18 protein-coding genes, 1 tRNA gene and 3 pseudogenes are annotated in these 22,464 nt (G+C 71.7%); 10 read left to right on the top strand and 12 right to left on the bottom strand.

The genetic code is table 11. The features are described from left to right. The first annotated feature begins 61 nt into the window (after positions 1-61). Positions 62-808: a DUF6227 family protein gene (locus C3492_RS01530; protein WP_103809863.1), complete on the top strand. Its 747-nt coding sequence runs from the start codon at positions 62-64 to the stop codon at positions 806-808. 3 nt (positions 809-811) lie between these two features. On the opposite strand, the gene C3492_RS01525 is transcribed toward C3492_RS01530, so the two are convergent. The 5 genes from C3492_RS01525 to C3492_RS01500 form a co-directional block, all read right to left on the bottom strand. Then, on the bottom strand, positions 812-1,063 hold the full coding sequence (locus C3492_RS01525; RefSeq protein WP_103809862.1) for a hypothetical protein: 252 nt from the start codon (positions 1,061-1,063) through the stop codon (positions 812-814). 140 nt (positions 1,064-1,203) lie between these two features. Further along, a complete protein-coding gene (locus C3492_RS01520; RefSeq protein WP_103809861.1) occupies positions 1,204-3,357 on the bottom strand; it encodes a fructose-specific PTS transporter subunit EIIC in 2,154 nt (717 codons plus the stop codon). 493 nt (positions 3,358-3,850) lie between these two features. Then, positions 3,851-4,798 (bottom strand): 1-phosphofructokinase, encoded by a 948-nt coding sequence (gene pfkB, locus C3492_RS01510; RefSeq protein WP_103809859.1) that lies wholly within the window; start codon positions 4,796-4,798, stop codon positions 3,851-3,853. Next, positions 4,795-5,556, bottom strand: coding sequence for a DeoR/GlpR family DNA-binding transcription regulator (locus C3492_RS01505; protein ID WP_103809858.1), 762 nt, complete (start codon positions 5,554-5,556; stop codon positions 4,795-4,797). The genes pfkB and C3492_RS01505 overlap by 4 nt, the downstream gene beginning before the upstream one ends. Before the next feature lie 293 nt (positions 5,557-5,849). Further along, positions 5,850-7,286: an MFS transporter gene (locus C3492_RS01500; RefSeq protein ID WP_258055447.1), complete on the bottom strand. Its 1,437-nt coding sequence runs from the start codon at positions 7,284-7,286 to the stop codon at positions 5,850-5,852. A 173-nt stretch (positions 7,287-7,459) separates the two neighbouring features. Here C3492_RS01500 and C3492_RS01495 point away from each other — a divergent pair, with 173 nt between their 5' ends. Further along, on the top strand, positions 7,460-8,503 hold the full coding sequence (locus C3492_RS01495) for a YafY family protein (protein ID WP_103810035.1): 1,044 nt from the start codon (positions 7,460-7,462) through the stop codon (positions 8,501-8,503). Positions 8,504-8,848: 345 nt separating this feature from the next. On the opposite strand, the gene C3492_RS01490 is transcribed toward C3492_RS01495, so the two are convergent. After that, the gene (locus C3492_RS01490) at positions 8,849-9,523 is read right to left on the bottom strand and encodes a TetR/AcrR family transcriptional regulator (protein WP_258055446.1); all 675 of its coding nucleotides are present in this window, start codon (positions 9,521-9,523) and stop codon (positions 8,849-8,851) included. A gap of 524 nt (positions 9,524-10,047) precedes the next feature. Further along, a complete protein-coding gene (locus tag C3492_RS01485; RefSeq protein WP_103809857.1) occupies positions 10,048-11,046 on the bottom strand; it encodes an RNA polymerase sigma factor RpoD/SigA in 999 nt (332 codons plus the stop codon). A gap of 218 nt (positions 11,047-11,264) precedes the next feature. Here C3492_RS01485 and C3492_RS01480 point away from each other — a divergent pair, with 218 nt between their 5' ends. Then, the gene (locus tag C3492_RS01480; RefSeq protein ID WP_103809856.1) at positions 11,265-11,783 is read left to right on the top strand and encodes a GNAT family N-acetyltransferase; all 519 of its coding nucleotides are present in this window, start codon (positions 11,265-11,267) and stop codon (positions 11,781-11,783) included. Positions 11,784-11,912: 129 nt separating this feature from the next. Here C3492_RS01480 and C3492_RS01475 read toward each other — a convergent pair whose 3' ends face one another. Continuing rightward, positions 11,913-12,704 carry a dioxygenase gene (locus C3492_RS01475; protein WP_103809855.1) on the bottom strand — a complete coding sequence of 264 codons (792 nt, stop codon included), beginning with the start codon at positions 12,702-12,704 and terminating at the stop codon, positions 11,913-11,915. Between the two features lie 121 nt (positions 12,705-12,825). On the opposite strand from C3492_RS01475, the gene C3492_RS01470 reads away from it, so the two are divergent. Further along, the gene (locus C3492_RS01470) at positions 12,826-13,335 is read left to right on the top strand and encodes a MarR family winged helix-turn-helix transcriptional regulator (RefSeq protein ID WP_103809854.1); all 510 of its coding nucleotides are present in this window, start codon (positions 12,826-12,828) and stop codon (positions 13,333-13,335) included. Positions 13,336-13,368: 33 nt separating this feature from the next. Here the strand turns inward: C3492_RS01470 and C3492_RS01465 are convergent, their stop codons facing one another. Together C3492_RS01465 and C3492_RS01460 are read right to left on the bottom strand one after the other, a co-directional pair. Then, positions 13,369-14,907 (bottom strand): MFS transporter, encoded by a 1,539-nt coding sequence (locus C3492_RS01465; protein ID WP_103810034.1) that lies wholly within the window; start codon positions 14,905-14,907, stop codon positions 13,369-13,371. A gap of 215 nt (positions 14,908-15,122) precedes the next feature. Then, complete coding sequence (locus tag C3492_RS01460) at positions 15,123-15,770, bottom strand: TetR/AcrR family transcriptional regulator (protein WP_103809853.1); 648 nt, start codon at positions 15,768-15,770, stop codon at positions 15,123-15,125. 444 nt (positions 15,771-16,214) lie between these two features. Between C3492_RS01460 and C3492_RS01455 the strand changes: the two genes are divergently transcribed. The 3 genes from C3492_RS01455 to C3492_RS01445 all read left to right on the top strand — a co-directional run bounded on the left by C3492_RS01455 (position 16,215) and on the right by C3492_RS01445 (position 19,451). Beyond that, positions 16,215-17,579, top strand: a complete 1,365-nt coding sequence (locus tag C3492_RS01455) for a M6 family metalloprotease domain-containing protein (RefSeq protein WP_258055428.1) — start codon at positions 16,215-16,217, stop codon at positions 17,577-17,579. A gap of 87 nt (positions 17,580-17,666) precedes the next feature. Then, positions 17,667-19,334: an IclR family transcriptional regulator C-terminal domain-containing protein gene (locus C3492_RS01450; protein ID WP_103809852.1), complete on the top strand. Its 1,668-nt coding sequence runs from the start codon at positions 17,667-17,669 to the stop codon at positions 19,332-19,334. 44 nt (positions 19,335-19,378) lie between these two features. Beyond that, positions 19,379-19,451: transfer RNA gene (locus tag C3492_RS01445), tRNA-Arg, on the top strand. Between the two features lie 81 nt (positions 19,452-19,532). Here C3492_RS01445 and C3492_RS01440 read toward each other — a convergent pair. Both C3492_RS01440 and C3492_RS01435 read right to left on the bottom strand, forming a co-directional pair. Continuing rightward, positions 19,533-20,691 (bottom strand): annotated as a pseudogene (locus tag C3492_RS01440) (tyrosine-type recombinase/integrase). Further along, positions 20,691-20,906, bottom strand: a complete 216-nt coding sequence (locus C3492_RS01435; RefSeq protein ID WP_103809851.1) for an excisionase family DNA-binding protein — start codon at positions 20,904-20,906, stop codon at positions 20,691-20,693. Before C3492_RS01435 ends, C3492_RS01440 begins: the two are co-directional and overlap by 1 nt. Positions 20,907-20,908: 2 nt before the next feature. On the opposite strand from C3492_RS01435, the pseudogene C3492_RS01430 reads away from it, so the two are divergent. From C3492_RS01430 to C3492_RS01420, 3 genes and pseudogenes are all read left to right on the top strand, one after another. Then, positions 20,909-21,130 (top strand): annotated as a pseudogene (locus C3492_RS01430) (ATP-binding protein); the annotation flags it as partial. Next, a pseudogene (locus tag C3492_RS45335) lies at positions 21,124-21,480 on the top strand (hypothetical protein); the annotation flags it as partial. The pseudogenes C3492_RS01430 and C3492_RS45335, both read left to right, overlap by 7 nt. A 294-nt stretch (positions 21,481-21,774) precedes the next feature. Continuing rightward, positions 21,775-22,062 (top strand): helix-turn-helix domain-containing protein, encoded by a 288-nt coding sequence (locus C3492_RS01420; protein WP_103809850.1) that lies wholly within the window; start codon positions 21,775-21,777, stop codon positions 22,060-22,062. The last annotated feature ends 402 nt before the right edge of the window (positions 22,063-22,464 follow it).

Here is a 22,464-nt window from a genome sequence, read left to right as displayed (position 1 = left end):
TCCGACCGAGGGGCTACGGTATGCACCCACAAGGTGACATGCAGCAACGCCGGGAGAAGCCTTGAGCGTTCCGTACGAGACGGCAGCGTACGAACCAGCCGAGTCGCCCGAGTCTCCTGAGGAGCATCTCGCGCGGCTCCTCGGCCGTGCCCTGAACTCCTTCGAGCTGCCCGACGAGGTGATGAGGCGACTCGACTGCGCGCTGGCGCACGACAGTTCGCTGCACTCCGCGTACCACAGCGCGGGGCTGCACCGGGAGACGTACCGGCACACCTGGCTGCTCGCCGACGGCTCGGCGGTCACGCTGTGGGAGCTGGTGCACAACCCCACGCCGGGCAGCGAGCCGGAGCACGAGGTGTACGTCGACGAGGAGGAGGTGCAGACCGCCACGGCACGGCTCGGTCTGCCCCCGGAGACGCGGGACTTCGAGCTGCCCGGGCTGATGCGGCTGTGGGCGATTCCCGAGCCCCGGCACATGTTCGCCGCCGACGACTCGGCGGACCACGCGCGCCGGCTGCTGCGCCGCGCGGAGAACCCGGACCGGCCCGACGAGCGGACGGCGGCGCTGCTGGCGACGGCGACCGCGCACGAGATCACCCAGGCCTTCGGCCGGCCCGGGCGGGCCGGACGGACCGGGCTGAGCTACGCGCTGTACGAGCACGCCTTCCTGCTGCCGGACGGCACCGAGATCTCCCTGTGGGAGGTCGAGCACACGGCGACGCCCGACGGACGGCACATGTGCGAGGTCTACCTGTCGGAGGACGCCGCCCGGGACGCGATGGAGCGGCGCGCGACCCGGCAGGGCTGAGGGTCAGCCGTTGGCGAGGTGCCGTACCAGGCCCGCGAACGCGTCCTGTTCGGCGGGGGTCAGCTCGACGGACTCCCGGGAGGGGCCGATCCGCGTCTGACTCGGCAGGGCCGGGAGCGGCGCGGTGGAGCGCCGGACGACCGTCCGGCGGCCGGCGCGGCGCAGCAGACGCATCAGAACGACGGCCCAGACGACGGCCGCCACGGCGAGGACGGCCACGCCGATCAGCTGGAGGGTCGGGGCGTGTTCAGGCATGCCTCCCAGTACACACCACGGTCCGGGACTTTGGTCCCGGACCGTGACGTATCTCGCAGGTGCCGTGAACAACTCACAGCGAACCAAAGGGACAAGGGGCAGCAGGGGTGGGGCGCCGCGCCGTGGGCGGGGTGCGGCGGTCAGGCCGCTATCGGCTGCTTGGCCTCCTTCGGCGCGGTGGCCGCCGGCGCGGCGGGATCGGTGGCCGTGGCCCCGGGAACCGGCTTGCGCAGCCCCTTCAGGAGGACCACCAGGGCAGTGGTGACACAGACACCGGCCGCGATGGCCACCAGGTACAGGAACGGGTTGCCGATCAGCGGGACCACGAAGATGCCGCCGTGCGGGGCGCGCAGGGTGGCGCCGAAGGCCATCGACAGGGCGCCGGTGAGCGCACCGCCCACCATCGAGGACGGGATGACCCGCAGCGGGTCGGCCGCCGCGAACGGGATCGCGCCCTCGGAGATGAAGGACGCGCCCAGCACCCAGGCGGCCTTGCCGTTCTCCCGCTCGGTCTGCGTGAACAGCCTGCCGCGCACGGTGGTGGCCAGGGCCATCGCCAGCGGCGGGACCATACCGGCCGCCATCACCGCGGCCATGATCTTCATGGCGGAGTCGCTGGGGTCGGAGACGGCGATGCCGGCGGTGGCGAAGGTGTAGGCGACCTTGTTGACCGGGCCGCCGAGGTCGAAGCACATCATCAGGCCGAGCAGGGCGCCCAGCAGGATGGCGTTGGTGCCGGTGAGGCCGTTCAGCCAGTCGGTCAGGCCCTTCTGCGCGGAGGCGATGGGCTTGCCGATCACGACGAACATCAGGAACCCGACGATCGCCGAGGAGATCAGCGGGATCACCACCACCGGCATGATGCCGCGCAACGCCGCCGGGATGTTCAGCTTCTGGATCGCCATCACCACGCCACCGGCGATCAGACCGGCCGCCAGACCGCCGAGGAAGCCGGCGTTGATGGTGAGGGAGATCGCTCCGCCGACGAAGCCGGGGACCAGGCCGGGCCGGTCCGCCATGCCGTAGGCGATGTAGCCGGCCAGGACCGGGACCAGGAAGCCGAAGGCCACGCCGCCGATCTGGAACAGCAGGGCGCCCCAGCTGTCGGCCTGGGTCCACACGAAGTGGTCCATCACCGACGGCGCCTTGTTGATCTTGTAGCCGCCGATCGCGAAGCCCAGGGCGATGAGGAGACCGCCGGCGGCGACGAACGGGACCATGTAGCTGACGCCGGACATCAGCCACTTGCGGAGCTTGGTGCCGTAGCCCTCGGTGGAGTCGCCCGCGCGGTCGACCGGCGTACCGGCCGAGGCGTGCGCCGGGGCGCTCGCCTCGCCGCGCGCCGCCTTCTCGCGGACCTCCGCGAGGAGTTCGGCGGGGCGGTTGATGCCCGCCTTCACACCGACGTCCACGGTCGGCTTGCCCGCGAAGCGGTCCTTGTCGCGCACCGGCACGTCGTGCGCGAAGATCACGCCGTCCGCCGCCGCGATCACCGCCGGGTCCAGCCGGGCGAAGCCGGCCGAGCCCTGCGTCTCGACGACCACCTCGACGCCTGCCTCGCGGCCGGCGTTCTCCAGGGACTCGGCCGCCATGTAGGTGTGGGCGATACCGGTCGGGCAGGAGGTGACGGCGACGACCCGGAAGGGACGCTCGCCGGAGTCGGCGGGCTCCGCGGTGGGCGGTGCGGTGTCCGCCGCGGGGGCGCTCTCCGGGGTCGCGCCCCCGGTGCCCGCGTCCCCGGTGCCCGCGTCCGGGGTGTGCGCCGTCCTGCCCGCTGCGGCGCCGGTGGAGGCCGCCACCGGGGCCGCAGCGGTGTCTTCGGAGGTGTCCTCGGCGGTCTTCGCCGACGGTGCCTCGTCGCCGCGGATCAGCGCGGCCGCCGTCTCCGGGTCGCCCACCGCCCGCAGCGCGGAGGTGAACTCGGCGTTCATCAGCTGGCGGGCGAGGGAGGAGAGGATCGTGAGGTGGGCGTCGTCGGCGCCGGCGGGCGCCGCGATCAGGAAGATCAGGTCGGCCGGGCCGTCCGCTGCGCCGAAGTCGATGCCGGCGGCGCTGCGGCCGAACGCGAGGGTGGGTTCGGTGACATGGGCGCTACGGCAGTGCGGGATGCCGATACCGCCGTCCAGGCCGGTCGGCATCTGGGCCTCCCGGGCGGCCACGTCGGCGAGGAAGCCCTCCAGGTCGGTCACCCGGCCCTGGGCCACCATGCGCTCGGCGAGGGCACGGGCCGCCGCTTCCTTGGTGTCGGCGGACAGGTCGAGATCGACCAGGTCCGCGGTGATCATGTCGCTCATCGCGGGCTCCTATGCACGCGTATCGCCCGGGGAGAGGGGTGGGCGGAGGTGGGGACGGGGGTCTTGTGGGGGGCGGTGGGGCGGACGGGGACCGACGGAACACCGCGACGGGGGAATCGGTGCGGGGCGGCCGTATCGGGGGCGGGGGGCAGGTGGGGAGCGGTGGAGCGGCAAGGGGCCGGTGGGACACGCCTCCCACGACGGCCGGCAGGGACGGTGGCGGACCGGGCGGCGGACGCGGCGACCCGCGGGGCAGCCGGCCGGGGGCGGCCGAACGGACCGGAGGTACCCGCCGGAACAGAGGCACCAGCCGGACCGGAGGTACCCGCCGGAACGGACGCACCCGCGGGAACGGACGCGCCGCGAGTGGTCGGCTCGTGCCGCGCAGCGTTCACACCGCGCGCCACCTGAGCGGCCGAGGCGCGTGCCCGCGCTTCACGGGTGGCCGGAGCGAGTGTCACGCTGGCCGGAACGGTCGTGACCCGCGTGGCGGTCATGACGCCGGCTCCCTCAGTTCGCGGTCCACGGGGATGTCGGTGGTGACGGTCACCGCCGCCGGGTCCAGGTCGGCCGGGGTCGGCATCACGCTGCCGGGGAGCTGGACGGCGGCGGCGCCGTGGGCGACGGCGGAGGCGAGGGCGTCCGGCCCGGTGCCGCCGGCGATGAGGAAGCCGGCCAGGGAGGCGTCACCGGCGCCGACGTTGCTGCGGACCGCGGACACCCGGGCGCTGCCGAACCAGGCACCCGCGTCCGACACCAGCAGCTGGCCGTCGGCGCCCAGGCTCGCCAGCACGACGCGGGCGCCCATCGCGCGCACCTCCTCCGCCGCCTTGAGCGCGTCACCCACGGTCGTCAGGGGGCGCGCGACGGCTTGCGCCAGCTCCTCGGCGTTCGGCTTGACCACGTCGGGCCGCGCACGCAGCGCCTCCAGGAGCGCACGCCCAGAGGTGTCCAGCGCGATCCGGGCGCCCCCGGCGTGCGCCCGCGTGACGACATCGGCGTACCAGGAGGGCGCGAGCCCCCGGGGCAGGCTGCCGCAGCAGGCGATCCAGTCGGCGTCGCGGGACTGCGACCGTACGGTGTCCAGGAGGAGTTCCTGCTCGGACCCCGACAGCTCGGGACCCGGCGCGTTGATCTTGGTGAGGACGCCGTCGGCCTCCGCGAGCGCGATGTTGGAGCGGGTGGCTCCGACGACCGGGACCGGCGCGACCTCGATGCCCTGCGCGTGGAGCAGTTCGGCGACGAGCGCCCCCGGCGCACCGCCCAGGGGCAGCACCGCGACCGTGCGCCGACCGGCGGCGGCGACCGCGCGCGAGACGTTCACGCCCTTGCCGCCGGGGTCCATGCGCTCGGTCTCGGCGCGGATGACCTCGCCGCGCTTGAGGGCCTGGACCTCGTAGGTGCGGTCGAGGGACGGGTTGGGGGTGACGGTGAGGATCATGCGCGCACTACTTCCGTGCCGCCGCGCTCGATGACGGCGGTGTCTTCGGGGCTCAGCCCGCTGTCGGTGATCAGCAGGTCCACGTCGCTCAGGTCGCCGAAGCGGGCGAAGTGCTCCTGGCCGTGCTTGGAGGAGTCGGCCAGCAGCACCACGCGCCGGGCGGCGGCGACGGCGGCCCGCTTGACCGCGGCCTCGGCGAGGTCGGGGGTGGTCAGACCGTGCTCGGCGGAGAAGCCGTTGGCGGCGACGAACAGCACGTCGGCGCGGATCTCGCCGTAGGCACGCAGCGCCCATGCGTCCACGGCGGCACGCGTACGGTGCCGTACGCGCCCCCCGATCAGATGGAGCTGGATGCCCGGGTGGTCGGCGAGCCGGGCGGCGATCGGCAGGGAGTGGGTGACGACGGTGAGCCGCGCCTCCAGCGGGATGGCGGCGGCGACGCGGGCCACCGTCGTACCGGCGTCGAGGATCATCGTGCCCTCGGTTGGCAGTTCCGACAGGGCGGCCTTGGCGATGCGGTCCTTCTCGTCGGCGGCGGTGGTCTCGCGCTCGGCGAGGTCCGGCTCGAAGTCGAGGCGGCCGGCCGGGATGGCACCGCCGTGCACCCGGCGGAGCAGACCGGCCCGGTCGAGGGCCTTCAGATCACGGCGGATCGTCTCCGCGGTGACCTGGAACTCCTCGGCCAGCGACAGCACGTCCACCCGGCCGCCGTCACGGGCGAGCCGGAGGATCTCCTGCTGCCGTTCCGGTGCGTACATGTCCGTTCGCCTCCGCCTCAGTGTCCGACCGACGTCCGATGCCGATGCCCGACACCGACCGATACCGATACCGATACTCGACCGATGTCCGGTCGTTTCCGGGTCATGCCCGAACGTGTGGTTTCAGCGGCAGGCTACGCCCGGATTTCCGGAAAGTAAACAGATTCGGGCCCAGCATGGGCATGAACGGACTTCCGGGCGGCTCCGGGCGGGCGTCCGGCGGACCCCCCGCGCGGTCCGGGCAGCGGAAGGGCCCGGTACCGAACCGGTACCGGGCTCCTCGTCCTGCCTGGTCAGCGCGCCAGCGCGGGCTCCTTCCCCACCACCGGCGCCTCCTCGGCCCCGCCCTCCACGTGCTGGGCCGGACGCTTCGGCAGGGCGGACATCAGCAGGAAGATCGCGGCCATGATCCCGGCGACCCACCACAGCGCGTGCTGGAAGGCGTGCACGAAGGCCGGACCCACCTGGGCCGGGGTCAGCCGGTCCCCGATCTCCCCGAAGAAGACCACCGACACCAGCCCCAGCCCGAGCGCGTTGCCCATCTGCTGAACGGTGTTGATCAGCCCGGACGCGGAACCGGCGTGCTCGCGCGGCACCTCCGAGAGCACCGCGTCGGTCAGCGGGGCGACGATCAGGCCCATGCCGAGACCCATCACCACCAGCGGCAGGGCCATCTGCCAGGAGGCGATGGCGAGGCCGTAGTGGCGGGCCTCCCCCAGGTACAGCAGCACGCCCGCGCCCATCACCAGCGCGCCCGCCTGGAGCACCTTCCGCCCGAACCGCGGGACCAGCTGCTGCACCGACAGCCCGGCCGCCGTGGACACGGCGATCGAGAACGGAACGCCGGTCAGCCCGGCGCGCAGCGGGCTCCAGCCCAGGCCGATCTGCATGTACAGCGTCCAGACCAGGAAGAAGATGCCGAGCGCGACCCCGAAGACGGTCTGTACGGCGATGCCCGCGGCGAAGCTCTTCACCCGGAAGAGGGACAGTTCGATGAGCGGGGAACCGTCCCTGGCAGCCTTCCGTTTCTCGTACGACACCAGCGCCGCGAAGACGGCGAGCGCGCCGGCCATGCAGAGGTACCCCCACAGCGGCCAGCCCAGCTCGCGCCCGCGGGTGAGCGGATAGAGCAGCATCAGCAGGCCCAGCGTGACCAGGGCGACGCCGACGAGATCCAGCTTCAGCGCCTTGGGCGCCTTGGACTCGGTGATGAAACGGCGGCCCAGCAGCCAGGCCAGGACGCCGACGGGGAGGTTGATGAGGAAGATGGGCCGCCATTCCAGGCCGAACAGGTTCCACTCCGTCAGGAGTGCGCCGAGCAGCGGGCCGGAGACCGCGCCGAGGCCGACGATCGCGCCGAACAGACCGAAGACCTTGCCGCGTTCGTGGGCCGGGAAGGTGGCGTGCACGATCGACAGCACCTGCGGCACCATCAGCGCCGCCATACCGCCCTGGAGGATGCGGGAGGCGACCAGCATCTCCGGGTTCACGGCGAAGCCGCACAGGGCTGAGGCGAGCGTGAAGCCGCCGATACCGACGAGGAACAGCCGCTTGCGGCCGTGGATGTCGCCGAGTCGCCCGCCGGTGATCAGCCCCGCGGCGAAGGCGAGGGCGTAGCCGGCCGTTATCCACTGGATCTGGCTGACCGAAGCGCCCGCGCTGCGCTGGATGGACGGGATGGCGATGTTGACGATCGTCACGTCCACCAGGTCCATGAAGGCCGCGGTCATGACGATGGCCAGGGCGAGCCAGCGGGAGCGGTCGGCGGCCGGTGCGCGCAGTTCTCCGCGCCCCTGTGCGGTAGTGCTGTCGTGTGCGGTGGTGCTGTCGTTCGGGGTCATGGAGCGACCGTAGGACCGCATTAGGTCAGATCGTGTCCTAGTTCTGCGGCATGCTCGGACGCATGACGACCGACACTCCGGCCCGGCTGCTTCAGCTCCTCTCGCTCCTCCAGACACCCCGTGAGTGGCCCGGCGGTGAGCTGGCCGAGCGGCTCGGGGTGTCGCGGCGGACCGTGCGGCGGGACGTCGACCGGCTGCGGGAGCTGGGTTATCCGGTGCAGGCGACGAAGGGCGCGGACGGCGGGTACCGGCTGGTGGCGGGCAAGGCGATGCCGCCGCTGGTGCTGGACGACGAGGAGGCGGTCGCCATCGCGGTGGGACTGCGGGCCGGCGCCGGGCACGCCGTGGAAGGGGTGGACGAGGCGTCCGTACGGGCCCTGGCGAAGCTGGAGCAGGTGCTGCCCTCCCGGCTGCGCCACCGGGTGTCCACGCTCCAGGCCGCGACCACGCCGCTGACCAGCGGGGACGGGCCGAGCATCGCCCCGGAGACGCTGACCGTGATGGCGTCGACGGTGGCCGGGCGGGAGCGGCTGCGGTTCGCCTACCGCGACAAGGACGGCAGCGCGTCCCGGCGGCTGACCGAGCCGCACCGGCTGGTGTCGACGGGCAGGCGCTGGTACCTGGTCGCGTACGACCTCGACCGGGCGGGCTGGCGCACCTTCCGGGTCGACCGGGTGAGCGAGCCGTTCGCGACCGGAGTCCGGTTCACGCCCCGGGAGTTGCCGACGGGGAGCGCCGCCGAGTTCCTGCGGCAGTCGCTCCACGGGCGGCAGGAGACGTACGCGTTCGAGGTGCGGTTCGCCGCCCCGGCGGACCGGGTGTCCGGGCGCCTGCCACGGTGGCTCGGAGTGCCCGAGGACGACGGCGCCGGCGGCTGCGTCCTGCGGGGCACCACCGGCGATCCCGTGGAGTGGCTCGCGGTGCGGCTCGTGATGGCCGGCTGCGAGTTCGCGGTGCGCGGGCCGGGGGAACTGGTGGAGTGCGTGCGGGAGTTGGGCGGCCGACTGAGCCGAGCGGCCGACGCCGACTGCGAGGCCGACGCCGGCTCCGGCTCCGGCTCCGGCTCCGGCTCCGGCTCCGGCTCCGGCTCCGACGGGAGGGTGTAGGGCCGGCTCACCGGGATCGGGGGCACCTCACCGTTCCGGCGCCTCACCGTTCCCAGCGCGCTCCACCGCGCCCGGTGCGCCCACCGCGATCCGGGGCACCCCACCGCCCCCGGCCCGCTTCACCGCGCCCGGCACGCCCACCGCCTCCGGGACGCCTCCCCGTTCGCAGCGCGCTCCACCGCGCCCGGCACGCCCACCGCGATCCGGGGCACCCCACCGTCCCCGGCCCGCTTCACCGCGCCCGGCACGCCCACCGCCTCCGGGACGCCTCCCCGTTCGCAGCGCGCTCCACCGCGCCCGGCACGCCCACCGCGATCCGGGGCACCCCACCGTCCCCGGCCCGCTTCACCGCGCCCGGCACGCCTCGCCGCTACCCGGACCGCCCGGACCCTCGCCGCCCCCGCCCGGGCCCTCACCACCCCCGCCCGGGCTGCCCCTCTCGCCCCACTCGAAGGTCCGCAGGGCGCGCAGGTTCCGCAGGGCCAGGGCTGCCGGGCCGTCCGGGCCGGTCGGCGGGGTCGTCGTGGCGGCCCAGGACTCCACGGCCACGCGCACGGCGGCACCGGCCACGGCCGCGGCGAAGCGGAGGTGCGGGGTGAGCGAGGCCGCTCTTCCCGCCGCCTCGGCCCGCCTCACCAGGATCTCCGCCAGCGCCCCCTCCGACGTCTGGCACACCTCCGCCCATACCTTGCGCAGGGCCGGACTGGTGTCGGCGAGGCGGACCAGGGTGCGGAGCCATTCCCAGGACGCGGCCGAGACGCCGAGGCCGGGGGTGAGGGTGTGGTGGACGGCGTGCTCCAGGGCCTGCGGGAGGGTCAGATGGGCCGGGGCCGTACGGACCGCCTCGGTCCAGCGCTGGGCGCCGGCCGCGTAGAGGGGGGCCACCGCCTCTTCCTTGGTGGCGAAATAGCGGTAGAAGGTGCGCGGTGCGATGCCCGCGGCCTGGGCGATGTCCTCGGCGCGGGTGGCCCGCAGGCCCTGCTGGACGAAGAGGGCCGCCGCCGCCCGGGCGATCTCCATCCGGGTCTCGGCCTTCCTGCGTTCGGTGAGGGACACCGGTGCGGGGGCGGAAAACGGCTGGTGGGCGGTGCTGGGGGTGGTGCTCATCCCGGCAGGCTATGCCCGTGTGGCAGAATCTGCCATCCGGCGGTCCACCCCGGGGTTCAGGTACGGGGTGGGCCGCCTTTCCAGCAGGTCAGGGCCGGACTCGGCCTCAGTGGCCCCTCGCCTCCCCGCGCGCCCCCGCCCCCGTGAGGCCCGCACGAGAAGAAGCCGGACTCCGGCGCCCGGGGGGGATGGGCGCCGGAGTCCGGCTCGGGAAGGTCCCGGCGCCGGGGGGATTGCGACGGGACGTGGTTCACGTGGGCCGGCCGAGTGGGGTCGGCCGGGGCTGTGCGGTGGGGTGGGGTGGGGAGTGCGGTTCCCGGGGCCCGCTCCTGGGCCCGGAAGGGTTGTTCCCTCGGGCCCAGCGGTTGAAGCGATGGCACGACGGCATGTTTGCGCCGTCTTTCGCCACCGGGCGTGCGCCCCGTGCACCCCCTGCGTCACGCCGCCGCGTCGAAACCGGTCTGGCGGGCCAGCTTCTTCAGCTCCAGCAGTGCGTGCTTCTCGATCTGCCGGATCCGCTCACGGGTGAGTCCGTGCTCCTTGCCGACCTCGGTCAGCGTGCGCTCGCGGCCGTCCTCGATGCCGTACCGCATCTTGATGATGGAGGCCGTGCGCTGGTCGAGGCGGCCGATCAGGTCGTCCAGTTCCTCGCTGCGCAGCAGGGTCAGGACGGACTGCTCGGGAGAGACCGCCGAGGTGTCCTCCAGCAGGTCGCCGAACTGGGTCTCGCCCTCGTCGTCCACCGACATGTTCAGCGAGACCGGGTCGCGGGACCAGTCCAGGACGTCCGTGACGCGCTCCGGCGTCGAACCGAGCTCCGCGGCGATCTCGGCCGGCTCCGGCTCGCGGCCGTGCTCGCGGTTGAACTCGCGCTGCACGCGGCGGATGCGGCCCAGCTCCTCCACCAGGTGGACGGGGAGCCGGATCGTGCGGGACTGGTCGGCGATCGAGCGGGTGATGGCCTGCCGGATCCACCAGGTGGCGTACGTCGAGAACTTGAAGCCCTTGCGGTAGTCGAACTTCTCGACGGCGCGCACCAGGCCGGCGTTGCCCTCCTGGATCAGGTCGAGCAGCGGCAGACCGCTGCGCGGGTAGCGCCGGGCGACCGCGACGACCAGGCGGAGGTTGGAGCGGATGAAGACGTCCTTGGCCCGCTCACCGGCGGCCACCAGAGCCTCCAGTTCCTCGCGGGTGGCGTCCGTCTTGGACTCCTCCTCGCCGTCGAGGACCTGCCTCGCGAACACACCCGCCTCGATGGTCTGGGACAGCTCGACCTCCTTGGCGGCGTCGAGCAGCGGCGTACGCGCGATCTCGTCGAGGTACATGCCGACCAGGTCGCGGTCTGCGATCTCGCCGCCATGAGCGCGAACACTGCTTGCCGAGTCGGCCGTCTCGCCGGTGGCGGACTGACGACGGGCGACGGCACGGGTTGCCATGCGTGCTCCCTTGCGATGGTGGGCTGGCGGGTGGTCCTGGCGAACGCTCGGCACTGAGGGGGGAGTCTCCGGGACTCGCTCACTCGCTCTCGCTCCGAGACTCTCTCCGAGTGCCCTGCATCCGTGGGAAACAACGACTGGAATCCGGACAGAATTCCCAACCCGCCCCCCAATTTTTCTGATCATGCAGTACCCTGTCCGCCACTCTGGGAGGCGAGATGCCGTCGGAACGTACTGAGGCGCAGGTCAGGCCGGGAATCGAGACGGACCTCGACGCCCTCACGGCGATCTACAACCACTATGTGCGTGAGACGGCCATCACATTCGATACCGCGATCTTCACTCCGGAAGAGCGCCGCCCTTGGCTGCTCTCCCACCCGGAAGACGGCCCGCACCGGCTGATGGTTGCCACGGACGCGGACTCACAGCAGATCCTGGGGTACGCCACATCCAGCCCTTACCGGCCGAAGCCGGCGTACGCGACGTCCGTGGAGACCTCGGTGTACGTCGCCCCTGACGCCGGCCGCCGTGGGATCGGCACGCTGCTCTACGGCGCCCTGTTCGGCGCCTTGGCCGGGGAGGACGTGCACCGCGCCTACGCGGGCATCGCCCAGCTGAACGAGGCCTCCACCCGGCTCCACGAGCGCTTCGGCTTCGCTTACATCGGCACGTACCGCGAGGTGGGGCGCAAGTTCGGCCGCTACTGGGACGTGGCCTGGCACGAGAAGCCCCTCTAGCCCGACCGGAGCCCCTCTGACCCAACCGGAGCCCCCCTGGTCCAACCGGACCGTCGCGGCCCCGGCCGCACCCTCGTGGCTCAGCGGGACCGTCCTGGCCCGGCCGGGTTCCCAACCGGGCCCCTCACCTCATCCGAACTGCACCGACCGCTTCGCCATTCCCATCCAGAAGCCGTCGATGACGGACTTCTGCGCGTCCAGTTCGCCGCCCGCCTCCGCCGCGCCCATCGTCACGAAGAGCGGGGCGAAGTGCTCGGTGCGCGGATGGGCGTAGCGGCCGGCCGGGGCCTTGTTCAGGAAGTCGAGCAGCGCGTCCCAGTCGCGGGCCTCCAGGGCCCGCCGCCCCCAGTCGTCGAACTCGGACGACCAACTCGGCACGCCCCGGCCGGCATACCGCAGGGCGGCCAGATTGTGGGTGAAGAAGCCGGAGCCGACGATCAGCACGCCCTCGTCACGCAGGGGGGCGAGCTTGCGGCCGATGTCCATCAGGCGCACCGGGTCGAGGGTGGGCAGGGAGATCTGCAGGACGGGGATGTCGGCGTCCGGGAACATTTCGACGAGGGGGACGTACGCGCCGTGGTCGAGGCCCCGGTCGGGGATGTCCTGGACGGGGATGCCGGGGGCGCGCAGCAGCTTGCGGACGGACTCGGCGAGCGCGGGGGCGCCGGGGGCGGCGTAGCGGACCCGGTAGTAGTGCTCGGGGAAGCCCCAGAAGTCGTAGACGAGCGGGACGGTCTCGACCGCGCCGAGGGCGAGCGGGGCCTCCTCCCAGTGCGCGGAGACCATGAGGATCGCCTTCGGCCGGGGCAGGCCGGCGGACCAGGCGGCGAGCTCGCCGGGCCAGACGGGATCGTCGGCGAGCGGCGGGGCGCCGTGGCTGAGGTACAGGGCGGGCATGCGCTCCTGGGCGGTGGCGGACATCGCGGCGGCTCCCGGTGATCCAGACGCTTTGACTCTCAGATGCTTTAACTCTCAAGCTCTCATGGAAACTCTACGCGCGACTTGTTCAAGTTTCAAGGAGCTGGCTCGTACAGTGGGACGTATGAACACGGCACCGGACCCCGCCGCGCGGCACCGCTGGCTCACCGACGAGGAACAGCGCATCTGGCGCGCCTATCTGCACGCCACCACCCTGCTGGAGGACCACCTCGACCGGCAGCTCCAGCGCGACGCGGGCATGCCGCACATCTACTACGGCCTCCTCGTCACCCTGGCCGAGGCACCGCGCCGCCGGCTCCGGATGACCGAGCTGGCCATGAAGGCCAAGATCACTCGCTCCCGGCTCTCGCACGCCATCGCCCGGCTGGAGAAGAACGGCTGGGTACGCCGAGAGGACTGCCCCTCCGACAAGCGCGGCCAGTTCGCCGTCCTCACCGACGCGGGCCACGAGGTGCTGCGGCGTACCGCGCCCGGCCATGTCACCGCCGTGCGGCAGGCGCTGTTCGACCGCCTGAGCCCGGAACAGCAGAAGGCCCTCGGCGAGATCATGGAGATCGTCGCCGAGGGCCTCCAGCCCGACGAAGCGGGTGCGGACCTGCCCTGGCTCCGCTAGTTCAGCGCGGGGCCGGTCGGACCGTACGGCCGGTCAGTGGGCCACCACCGGCACCGGGACCTCGTCCTCCACGCCCTCGCCCGAGGCCATCGGGGTGGCACCGGGACGGCCGGCGTTGACGAAGGTGAACGCGATCAGGGCGGCGACGGCCAGGATGCCGACGGCGAACCAGATCGCGGTGCTGTACCCGTGCACCTGGCCCTGCAGCGTCACCAGCTGCTGCTGCGGCCTGGAGGCGGCACCGGCGATGTGGTCCTTGATGTACGAGGTGGTCGCCGAGGCGGCGATGGTGTTCAGCAGGGCGGTGCCGATCGCGCCGCCCACCTGCTGCGAGGTGTTGACCATCGCGGAGGCGACACCGGCGTCCCGGGGCTCGACGCCCTGGGTGGCCAGGGACATCGCCGGCATGAACGCCGTACCCATGCCGAGGCCGAGCAGCACCATCGCGGGCAGCAGCAGGGCGCCGTAGGAGGAGTCGATCTCCAGCTGGGTCAGCAGCAGCATGCCGATCGCGGCGACCAGGAAGCCGGGGCCCATCAGCAGGCGGGCCGGGACGCGGGTCATCAGCCGGGTGCCGATCTGGGTCGAGCCGGTGATCATGCCGGCCACCATCGGCAGGAAGGCGAAGCCGGTCTTGACCGGCGAGTAGCCCTTCACGACCTGGAGGTAGTAGGTCAGGAAGAGGAACAGGCCGAACATGCCGATGATCGCGAGGCCGAGGGAGAGGTAGATACCGCCGCGGTTGCGGTCGGTCACCACGCGCAGCGGCAGCAGCGGGGCCTTGACCTTGGACTCCACGATCGCGAACGCGACCAGCAGCACCACGGAGGCGACGAACATCGACACGGTCACCGCGTCGCCCCAGCCGTCGGACTCGGCGCGGGTGAAGCCGTAGACGAGCGCGACCAGGCCGAGGGTGGACAGCAGGACGCCCGGGATGTCGAGCGGGTTGCGGTTGCGCCCGCCCTCCGGCTCACGGATGACGAAGTAGGCGCCGGCCGCGGCGACCACGGCGAACGGGACGTTCACGAAGAAGGTCCAGCGCCAGTCCAGGTACTCGGTGAGGAAACCGCCGAGGATCAGGCCGACGGCACCGCCGCCGCCCGCGATGGCGCCGTAGATGCCGAACGCCTTGGCCCGCTCCTTGGCGTCGGTGAACATCACCGCGAGCAGGGACAGCGCGGCCGGGGCGAGCAGCGCGCCGAAGACGCCCTGGAGGGCGCGGGCACCGAACATCATCGTGCCGGTGGTGGCGGCACCGCCGAGCGCGGAGGCGGCGGCGAAGCCGGCGAGGCCGAGCACGAAGGCGCGCTTGCGGCCCCACAGGTCGGCGATCCGGCCGCCGAAGAGCAGCAGGCCACCGAAGGCGAGGGCGTAGGCCGTGACGACCCACTGCCGGTTGCCGTCGGATATGCCGAGGTCGGTCTGGGCGGAGGGAAGGGCGATGTTCACGATGGTGGCGTCGAGGACGACCATCAGCTGGGCGAGCGCGATGAACACGAGCGCCTTCCAGCGGTTGGCGTCACCGCTCGCAGCGGCGGCGCCGGGAGCCTTGAGGGCTGCTTCGGACATGGAGATACCCACTTCGGGACTTCGTGACGGAGAAGCTCGGGACTTCGTGGATGGTGAAGTTCGGGACTACGTGAAGGACACGGTGAGGAAAGGAGACGGTGACGAAAGGCGTGACGGAAAAATGACGAGAAAACGGAGTACGGCGGAAAGGTGAAGGAGCCGTGCTACGGAGGGTGGACCGGGTACGGGAGCTGAACTGATCGGTCGGTCGTCGGTCAGCAGTCGCGCAGCTCCCTGATGTTCACGGCCCGGCCCGGCAGGGTGGAGCGGCCGGGGGCCCGCAGACCGTCGAGGAACAGTTGCAGATGGCGGTGGACGAAGCGGTCGCCGCGCATGCAGTCCGTGCCGGCCGGGGGCCGGCTCAGCTGGGCCACGACGATCATCAGATCGCCGACCCCGACGTCCGGCCGGAGCTGTCCGGCCGCCTTGGCCCGGCCCATGACCTCCTCGACCAGCTGCTCGACGCGCTCGCGGGAGGCCTCCAAATCGGGGTGGTGCTGGTCGAAGGTGCTGGACACCATGGGGCACAGCGCACTGATCCGCTCGTCGGCGGCGGTGTGCACGAAGCGCTCCAGGGCGGCGAAGGCGTCCCCGGTCTCCGCGAGGGCCAGCTCGGCCGCCTCGGCCGTACGGTCCATGACGGAGCAGACGACCTCGCGGACGAGGGCGTCACGGTCGGGGAAGTTGCGGTACACCGTGGCGTTGCCGACGCCGGCCCGGCGGGCGATCTCGTCCAGCGGCACGTCCGGTCCGTGCTCGACGAACATCTCCCGGGCGGCGGTGACGATCCGCTCCCGGTTGCGCAGCGCGTCGGCGCGCGGCCGGGGCGCCTTGCGCACGGAGGGGGCGGTCGTGGCGGACACGGTGACTCCTTGGGTCGGTCGGGGTGCTGCGGGTGGTGCGCCGTGGTGCGGTGGTGCGCCGTGGCGCATCCGGTGACTCGGCGACTCGGTCTCTCAGTCACCCAGTCACCCAGTCACCCAGTGACTTAGTGACTCAGTGACTCAGTGACTCGGCGACGAGCACTCGACGGTGAGCGTTCGCGCGCCGGGCGGGATCCGGGGAACCGGTCCCCGTTTCCGTCGGACACAGGGCTAAACGGGGAAACCATCCCCGGTTATTTCCCGCTCACCGAAAGAACCTGTGTGACCTGAGACACACTCACCACCCGCTGGGATTCACCCCGCTGCGGCCCCGCTTTCCCACGATCGGTCTCCTCCAGCGCGCGCCCGCCGCCCCGCCGACACAGGGTGAGCCCAAGGGTGCAGCCGGAGACCGGCGGCTGCCGTGGCGCGAAAGGTCCCTGCATGCAGCCGCAGCCGCAGCCCCGCCCCCGCCGCCGCATACGCTCGCGCCGGGTTGCCGCCCTGTCGATGGTGACCGCACTGACCCTCGCGGTCAGCACCTCGGCCGGGACCGGGAACCTCACGGCGCCCACCTCAGCCGCCGGCCCCGACAACCTGGCCCGCAACTCCGCGCTCATACCCTGCATGATCCGTGGCGGCCTGGACGTGCAGATGACCGAGGGCGTGCCCACCCCGTCCGGCTACTCCCGCTCCACCGGCACCGTCCGCGCCCTGACCCTGATGGTGGACTTCCCCGACGCGCCCGGACCGGGCAGCGCGATGGACCGCTTCCACGAGTTCTTCCCGCAGACCCAGGAGTGGTTCCGCACCGCGTCGTACGGCCGTCTCGACTACCGCCCCGAGACCCCCGTCACCACCTGGCTGCGCATGCCGAAGGCCTTCCAGGCGTACGGCATAGAGCGCGGCGCGCCCTTCGACCCCGGCTACCGGAACCTGGTCCAGGACATCGTGGCCACCGCCGACCCGGCGGTGGACTTCCGCGAATACGACCTGCTGAACGTGCTCATCACCCCGAACGCCGGCCCCTCCGCCCTGGACACCGTGCTGTCCGTGACCTTCGCCGGGAACGACGACGCCCCGGTCGCCGACGGCGTCCGCATCTCCAACGCCTCCTTCGTCTACTCCCGCCAGGACGACGGCTCCGGCTCCTACTCCCGCACCGGCTACCGGGTGCTGCCGCACGAGAACGGCCACACCTTCGGCCTGCCCGACCTGTACACCCAGGAGGGCGGGGGCGCGGTCGGGCACTGGGACATCATGAGCGAGGACTGGGGCGCCAACAACGACCTGCTCGGCTGGCACAAGTGGAAGCTGGGCTGGCTGGACGGCGACCAGGTCGGCTGCGCGGCGGCGCGGGGCAGCACCGATTACACCCTGTCCCCGCTGTACAGGCCGGGCGGCGGAAAGCTCGTCCTGGTGCCGGTCACCGCGCGCAGCACCTACGCGCTGGAAGTCCGCGCACAGGGCGGCAACGACGAGGCGGTGTGCCGCCCGGGACTGCTCATCTACAAGGTCGACGGCACCGTCGACACCGGCCGCGGCCCGGTCACCGTCTACGACAGCCACCGCCAGAGCGGCGGCTGCACCCGCAGCCCCAACGTCCACGCCGAACTCTCCGACGCGCCCTTCGCCCCCGGCGAGACCTTCAAGGACCCCCACCACGGCATCACGGTCCAGGTCCTGAGCACGGACGAGGAGGGCAACTACCGGATACGGATCACAAGGGGGCGGGGCGGGGGTGGGGGCGTGACGGTGGGGCCGGGCTTTGGTCATCGATGGTTCCCGGGCAGGCCGCGAGCCGGCTGACGCGGGCCGAGCACGGGACCGGCTCACGACTGACCGGGCGGGGTTTACCGTAGGCGTGCCCCGATGGGACGCCGTACCGGAGAGACGATGCCCGCCATGACCGCAGTGGATGCCGATGCCCGCGCCGGGGCCGGGACGCCGGTGGAGGCGGTCGGACCGTTGGTGCGTGGTGTCGCGGTGCTACGGCGGCTCACCGAGGCGGGCGGCACGCTGAGCCCGAGCGCGCTGGAACGGGCCACCGGCCTCGCCCGCTCCACGGTGGACCGGATCACCGGCACCCTCGGCCGCATGGGCTACGTACGCCTCGACGGCCGGGACGTCGTCCTCACCCCCCGCGTGATGGAGCTGGGCAACGCCTACCTGGCCGCCCTGCGCCTGCCCGCGCTGCTCGACGCGCGAGCCGACGCCCTCGCCGACGAACTGGACGAGTCGGTGTCGCTCGCGGTCGCCGACCTCGACGGCATCCGCTTCATCCACCAGGCCACCCGCCGCCGCGCGCTGTCCGTCAGCTTCCGCATCGGCGACCTGCTGCCGGCCGAACGGACCGCGCCGGGCGCGCTGTTCGCGACCGAGTGGGCGGAACCGGACTGGACCCGCTGGCGGGAACGCCGGGCCGCGGACGTACAGGACGCGACCTTCCCCGCGGTACCCCCCAGAGCGGAACCCACAGGCGACCCCTCCTCCACGACATCCTCCACGGCCTCGTCCTCCGGCTCCTCCTCGGACTCCTTCACGGACCGGGTGGAGCGGGCGCGCCGGGACGGCTGGGCCGTGGACGACCAGCTGATCGAGCCGGGCCTGGTCGCGGTGTCCGTACCGGTACGGGACCCCGGCACCGGCCGCGTGGCCTGCGTGGCGAGCGTGGTCAGCCACACCAGCCGGCACTCCGCGGCGGACCTGCGCACCAGCCTGCTGCCGCGACTGCGTACGGCGGTGGAGGCGATGGAGGCGGACCTGCGCACCGCACCCGCACCCGAACCCGGTCCGGCGCCCGCCGGCCTGGCGACCTGGACCACGGCGTCCAAGCACGAACTCGGCCGGGACTTCGTGGAGTCGCTGGCCCGGGGTCTGACGGTGCTGACGGCGTTCGGCGAGGGCCGCTCGGCCCTGTCCCTGACGGAGGTGGCCCGCGCGACCGGCCTGTCCCGGGCCACCGCACGCCGGGCGCTGCTCACCCACGAGCACCTGGGCCTGGTGGCGGCACACCCCGACCGCACCTTCACCCTCACCCCGCGCGTCCTGGACCTCGGCTTCCCGCCCCTGTCCCGGACGACACTCCCCCGCCTGGCCGAACCACACCTGCGGGCCCTGGCGGACGCGGTACGGGAACCGACGGCACTGGCCGTGCTGACGAGCGACGGCAAGGAGATCCAGTACACGGCCGGGGCGGGCACGAGCCGGGTCCTCACCGTACGGATCACCGTGGGCACACGACTGCCGGCCCCCGCGACGTCCCTGGGCCGCGTCCTCCTGGCGGACACCGCCGCCCCCCTGTCCCCCACGCTCACCGAAGTCCGCTCCCAGGGCTACGCCCTGGTCGACGAGGAACTGGAATCGGGCCTGCGGTCCATCGCCGTACCGGTACGCGACCGCGAGGGCCGCACGGTGGCCGCCCTGAACGTCTCCACCCACGCGGCCCGCCGCACCCTGCGGGACTGCGTCCAGAACCTCCTCCCCGCCCTCCACGCGACGGCGGACCACATCCAACAGGACCTCCACACCGCGTCCCGCTTCGCCCACGTCCCCCCTTCCTGATCCGGTACCCTGTCCACCAAGCGCCCACCAGGACGCCCACCCACGCCTTCGTAGCTCAGGGGATAGAGCACCGCTCTCCTAAAGCGGGTGTCGCAGGTTCGAATCCTGCCGGGGGCACAGAGAGAAGGGCCAGCTCAGGAGGGATCCCCTCCCAGGCTGGCCCTTCGGCGTTTCAGGGGTCGTGCCACAGGCGTGCCACTACGGGCCCGCAGGGTCCTTCTCGGAGGGCTCGGAGGCCGCTCCCCCACCGCCCCGGATCATGGCCCCGAGCCGGTCTGCGATGGCCCGGTCACGGTCGCTGGTCATGTGCTGATAGATCAGCGCGGCGCGCGAGCTGCTGTGGCCCATGCGGGTCATCAGCTCCCGGGTGCTGGCGCCGGCCGTGGAGGCCAGCGTGTTGCCCGTGTGCCGCAGATTATGGAAGTGCAGCTCGGCCGATACGCCCGCAGCCTTCCGAGCCTTCACCCAGTCGTCCTGGAAGTTGCTCCGCCGCAGTTGCCCTCCCTGGGGGCCGACGAAGACGTGTCCGTCGCGGCCCGGGGCAGCGAAGTCCTCCAGGTGGCGCGTCAGGTCGCCGAGCAGTTCGGCCGGGAAGGAAACGGTGCGAAGCCCGGCCGCGGACTTCGGCGCCTTGTCGAAGAGCCGGCCGTCCTGCAGCTCGGCCTGAGCGCGGCGCACAGTGACAGTCAGCGCCTCCGGGTCGATGTCCCGGCGCCGCAAGGCCGCCAGCTCCCCGAACCGTAGCGTGGTGAAGGCCGCGAGTAGGACGAGCAGCCGGTAGCGCGGCGCGATGGAGTCGGCCACGGCGAAGACCTCCGCCACCGTGAGGACTGGCCGTTCGGGTACGTCGTAACGGTCGGCGCCCTTGATGCGGCACGGGTTGCGCCGGATCAGCTCGTCGTCCACGGCCGTGTTCATCAGGGCACGCAGCAGTTGGTATGCCTTGACGACGGACGGCTCACCGACGCCGGCCGCCAGGAGCTTGCCGCGCCAACTCCGTACGCGAGCGGTCGTCACGTCGGCCACCGTTCCGGCCCCGAAGCTGGGCAGGATGTGCAGCCGCATCACCGACTCGTTCCGTTCGCGAGTGCGGTCGGCCAGCTTGCGGTCCCGCAGCCATGCGGTGGCGTACTCGGCGAAGTTCACCTGCCCCGGCGTCCGGGTCCGACCACTGCCCGCGCGCAATGTCCGACTCGATGTGCGTCAGGGCGACCTGAGCGTCGGTCTTGGTGGCATACGTCTTCTCAGCGGGAAGCAGTTGCCCCGTCTCCGGGTCTCGGTAGCGGACCTGCCAACGGCCGGACGGAAGCTGTCGGACCGAACCGAAGTCCCGGCGCCTCCCATTCTTGTTGGCCATCAGGCCGCCCTCCGCAAGGAGCCGCGCCGATGACCGATCGCCTGCACCGTGTTGTCGTCGATGAAGGCGATCAGCGCACTCTCCGGAATGCGGACGTGACGGCCAACCTTGACGAACACGATGCGTCGCTCGGCGATCCGGCGACGCGGGAAGCGTTCCGTAGTGCCAGGGAGTTCGGCTGCAACAACCGCCGCACCACCCGCTGCCCGCGTCACGTGTCGCCGTCTCGGCGCAGGTGGTGGCGGTGTCGGTCACGGACGACGGCGGCACGGCAACGGCCCCGAAGGTCGAGCACCAGGACCAGGACGCCGAGCACGGCCGGGGACTGGGAATGGTCAGCGCCATCGCCCGCCGGGTCGTCGTGCACGACAGCGACCAGGGCCACACGGTCACCGCGGAGCTGTACGCGGACACTCGGCTGGGAGGCCACCCGTGCTGACGAAGGAGTTCCGCCGTGGCTACTGGTGTGAGTGCTGGACCGAGGATCTGACCGAGCAGCGGGGGCCGGCTCTGCTGGCATCGTTCGGCGCCTACTCAGCACCCCAGGCGGACCGTTGGGTAGCGATCGCGCTCCGCACGATCTCACCGGACCTGGACGCGGACGCCTCCGACGAGGCGTGGGGGTGGCTGTACGAGGGCCGCATCGAGACCCGACGAGCCTTGCTGCGCGCCGAGCCGTGCACCGTGCCAGTGACCCACGCCAAGACCCGCATCACGTGGACGATCCGACTGGTGCTCTTCCTGCCATTCGTGCACCGTCAGGCGATGGAACTCCCGGCGTGTGCATACGCTTCAAGTCTCGCCAGACAGAGTGAGTTACAACTTTCTCTACGGGTTCAAGGCGGCTCGCTCCGCTCCCCGCGCGCGGCGCCGACCCCCGGCCGGGCCTGCGCTCCTGTCTCCGCCCCGCTCCAGCCCGGCCGGCGCCCGTGCCGGGCTACGAGCGACCTGCCCGTTGAGGCCGGATGGCCCGTGTGGCTGTCGCTGGTTAGCCTGCGGCTCTACGACCACTGGCGAGCACGTGAGGCTTGCAACTTGTCTCAGTCTGGCCACAGCTGACGGGACATCTCCTACAATCTCCACATGGAGAGGCGGACCATCCCTGCGTCAGACGCTCTGGCACTTATCGAGCGCGAGGAATCGCATTTTTGGGATCACAAAAGCGCACAAAGCAAGGGAACCGTAATCCAGAAGATTGCGGCGGGCCTCGCCAACTCGGACGGTGGGGAATTCATCGTCGGGATCGAAGATAAGGGAAAGCAAGCCGTCGGCTTGGATAGGTGGCAGGGATACGGCAGTATTGAAGATGCAACAATAGTACTTGAAGCGCTTGCCCGTGATATCGAACCGCCCGTTCCTTACTCAATCTAGTATCTAAGCATCGAGGGGCGTGAGGATCAAGGGCTGGCATGTCTGGTCGGCATCCGAAAAAGCGAGAGCGTTCATTTTACTGCAGACAAAAAGGTCTATGTTCGACGTGGGGCGGCTACCCTCTCAATCACGGGCCAGGCAGTCACAGACCTGAGTCTGGCTAAAGGCGCCCGCACGTACGAGGATCAGCTACTTGCCGACTACGACAAGGAAGACCTAATCGTCGAAGACGAACTGGCTTACTTTCTAACGTCGTACAGTCCATCTACACCACCTGACATCTTCGTCCGGAAGCAGCGCCTCATTGACAGGGACTCGGGCGCCGCGAAGGTGTCCGCGGGGATCCTCTACGCAGAATCACCGCCTGCCGTTGTCCCTAAGCGCTGCGCGGTTAAAATCGCG

The sequence above is a fragment of the Streptomyces sp. Ru62 genome (assembly GCF_002920615.1).
Lineage (GTDB): Bacteria > Actinomycetota > Actinomycetes > Streptomycetales > Streptomycetaceae > Streptomyces.
The sequence above is the reverse complement of the archived record's forward strand: the minus strand, read 5'-3'. Positions and strand labels throughout refer to the sequence as shown.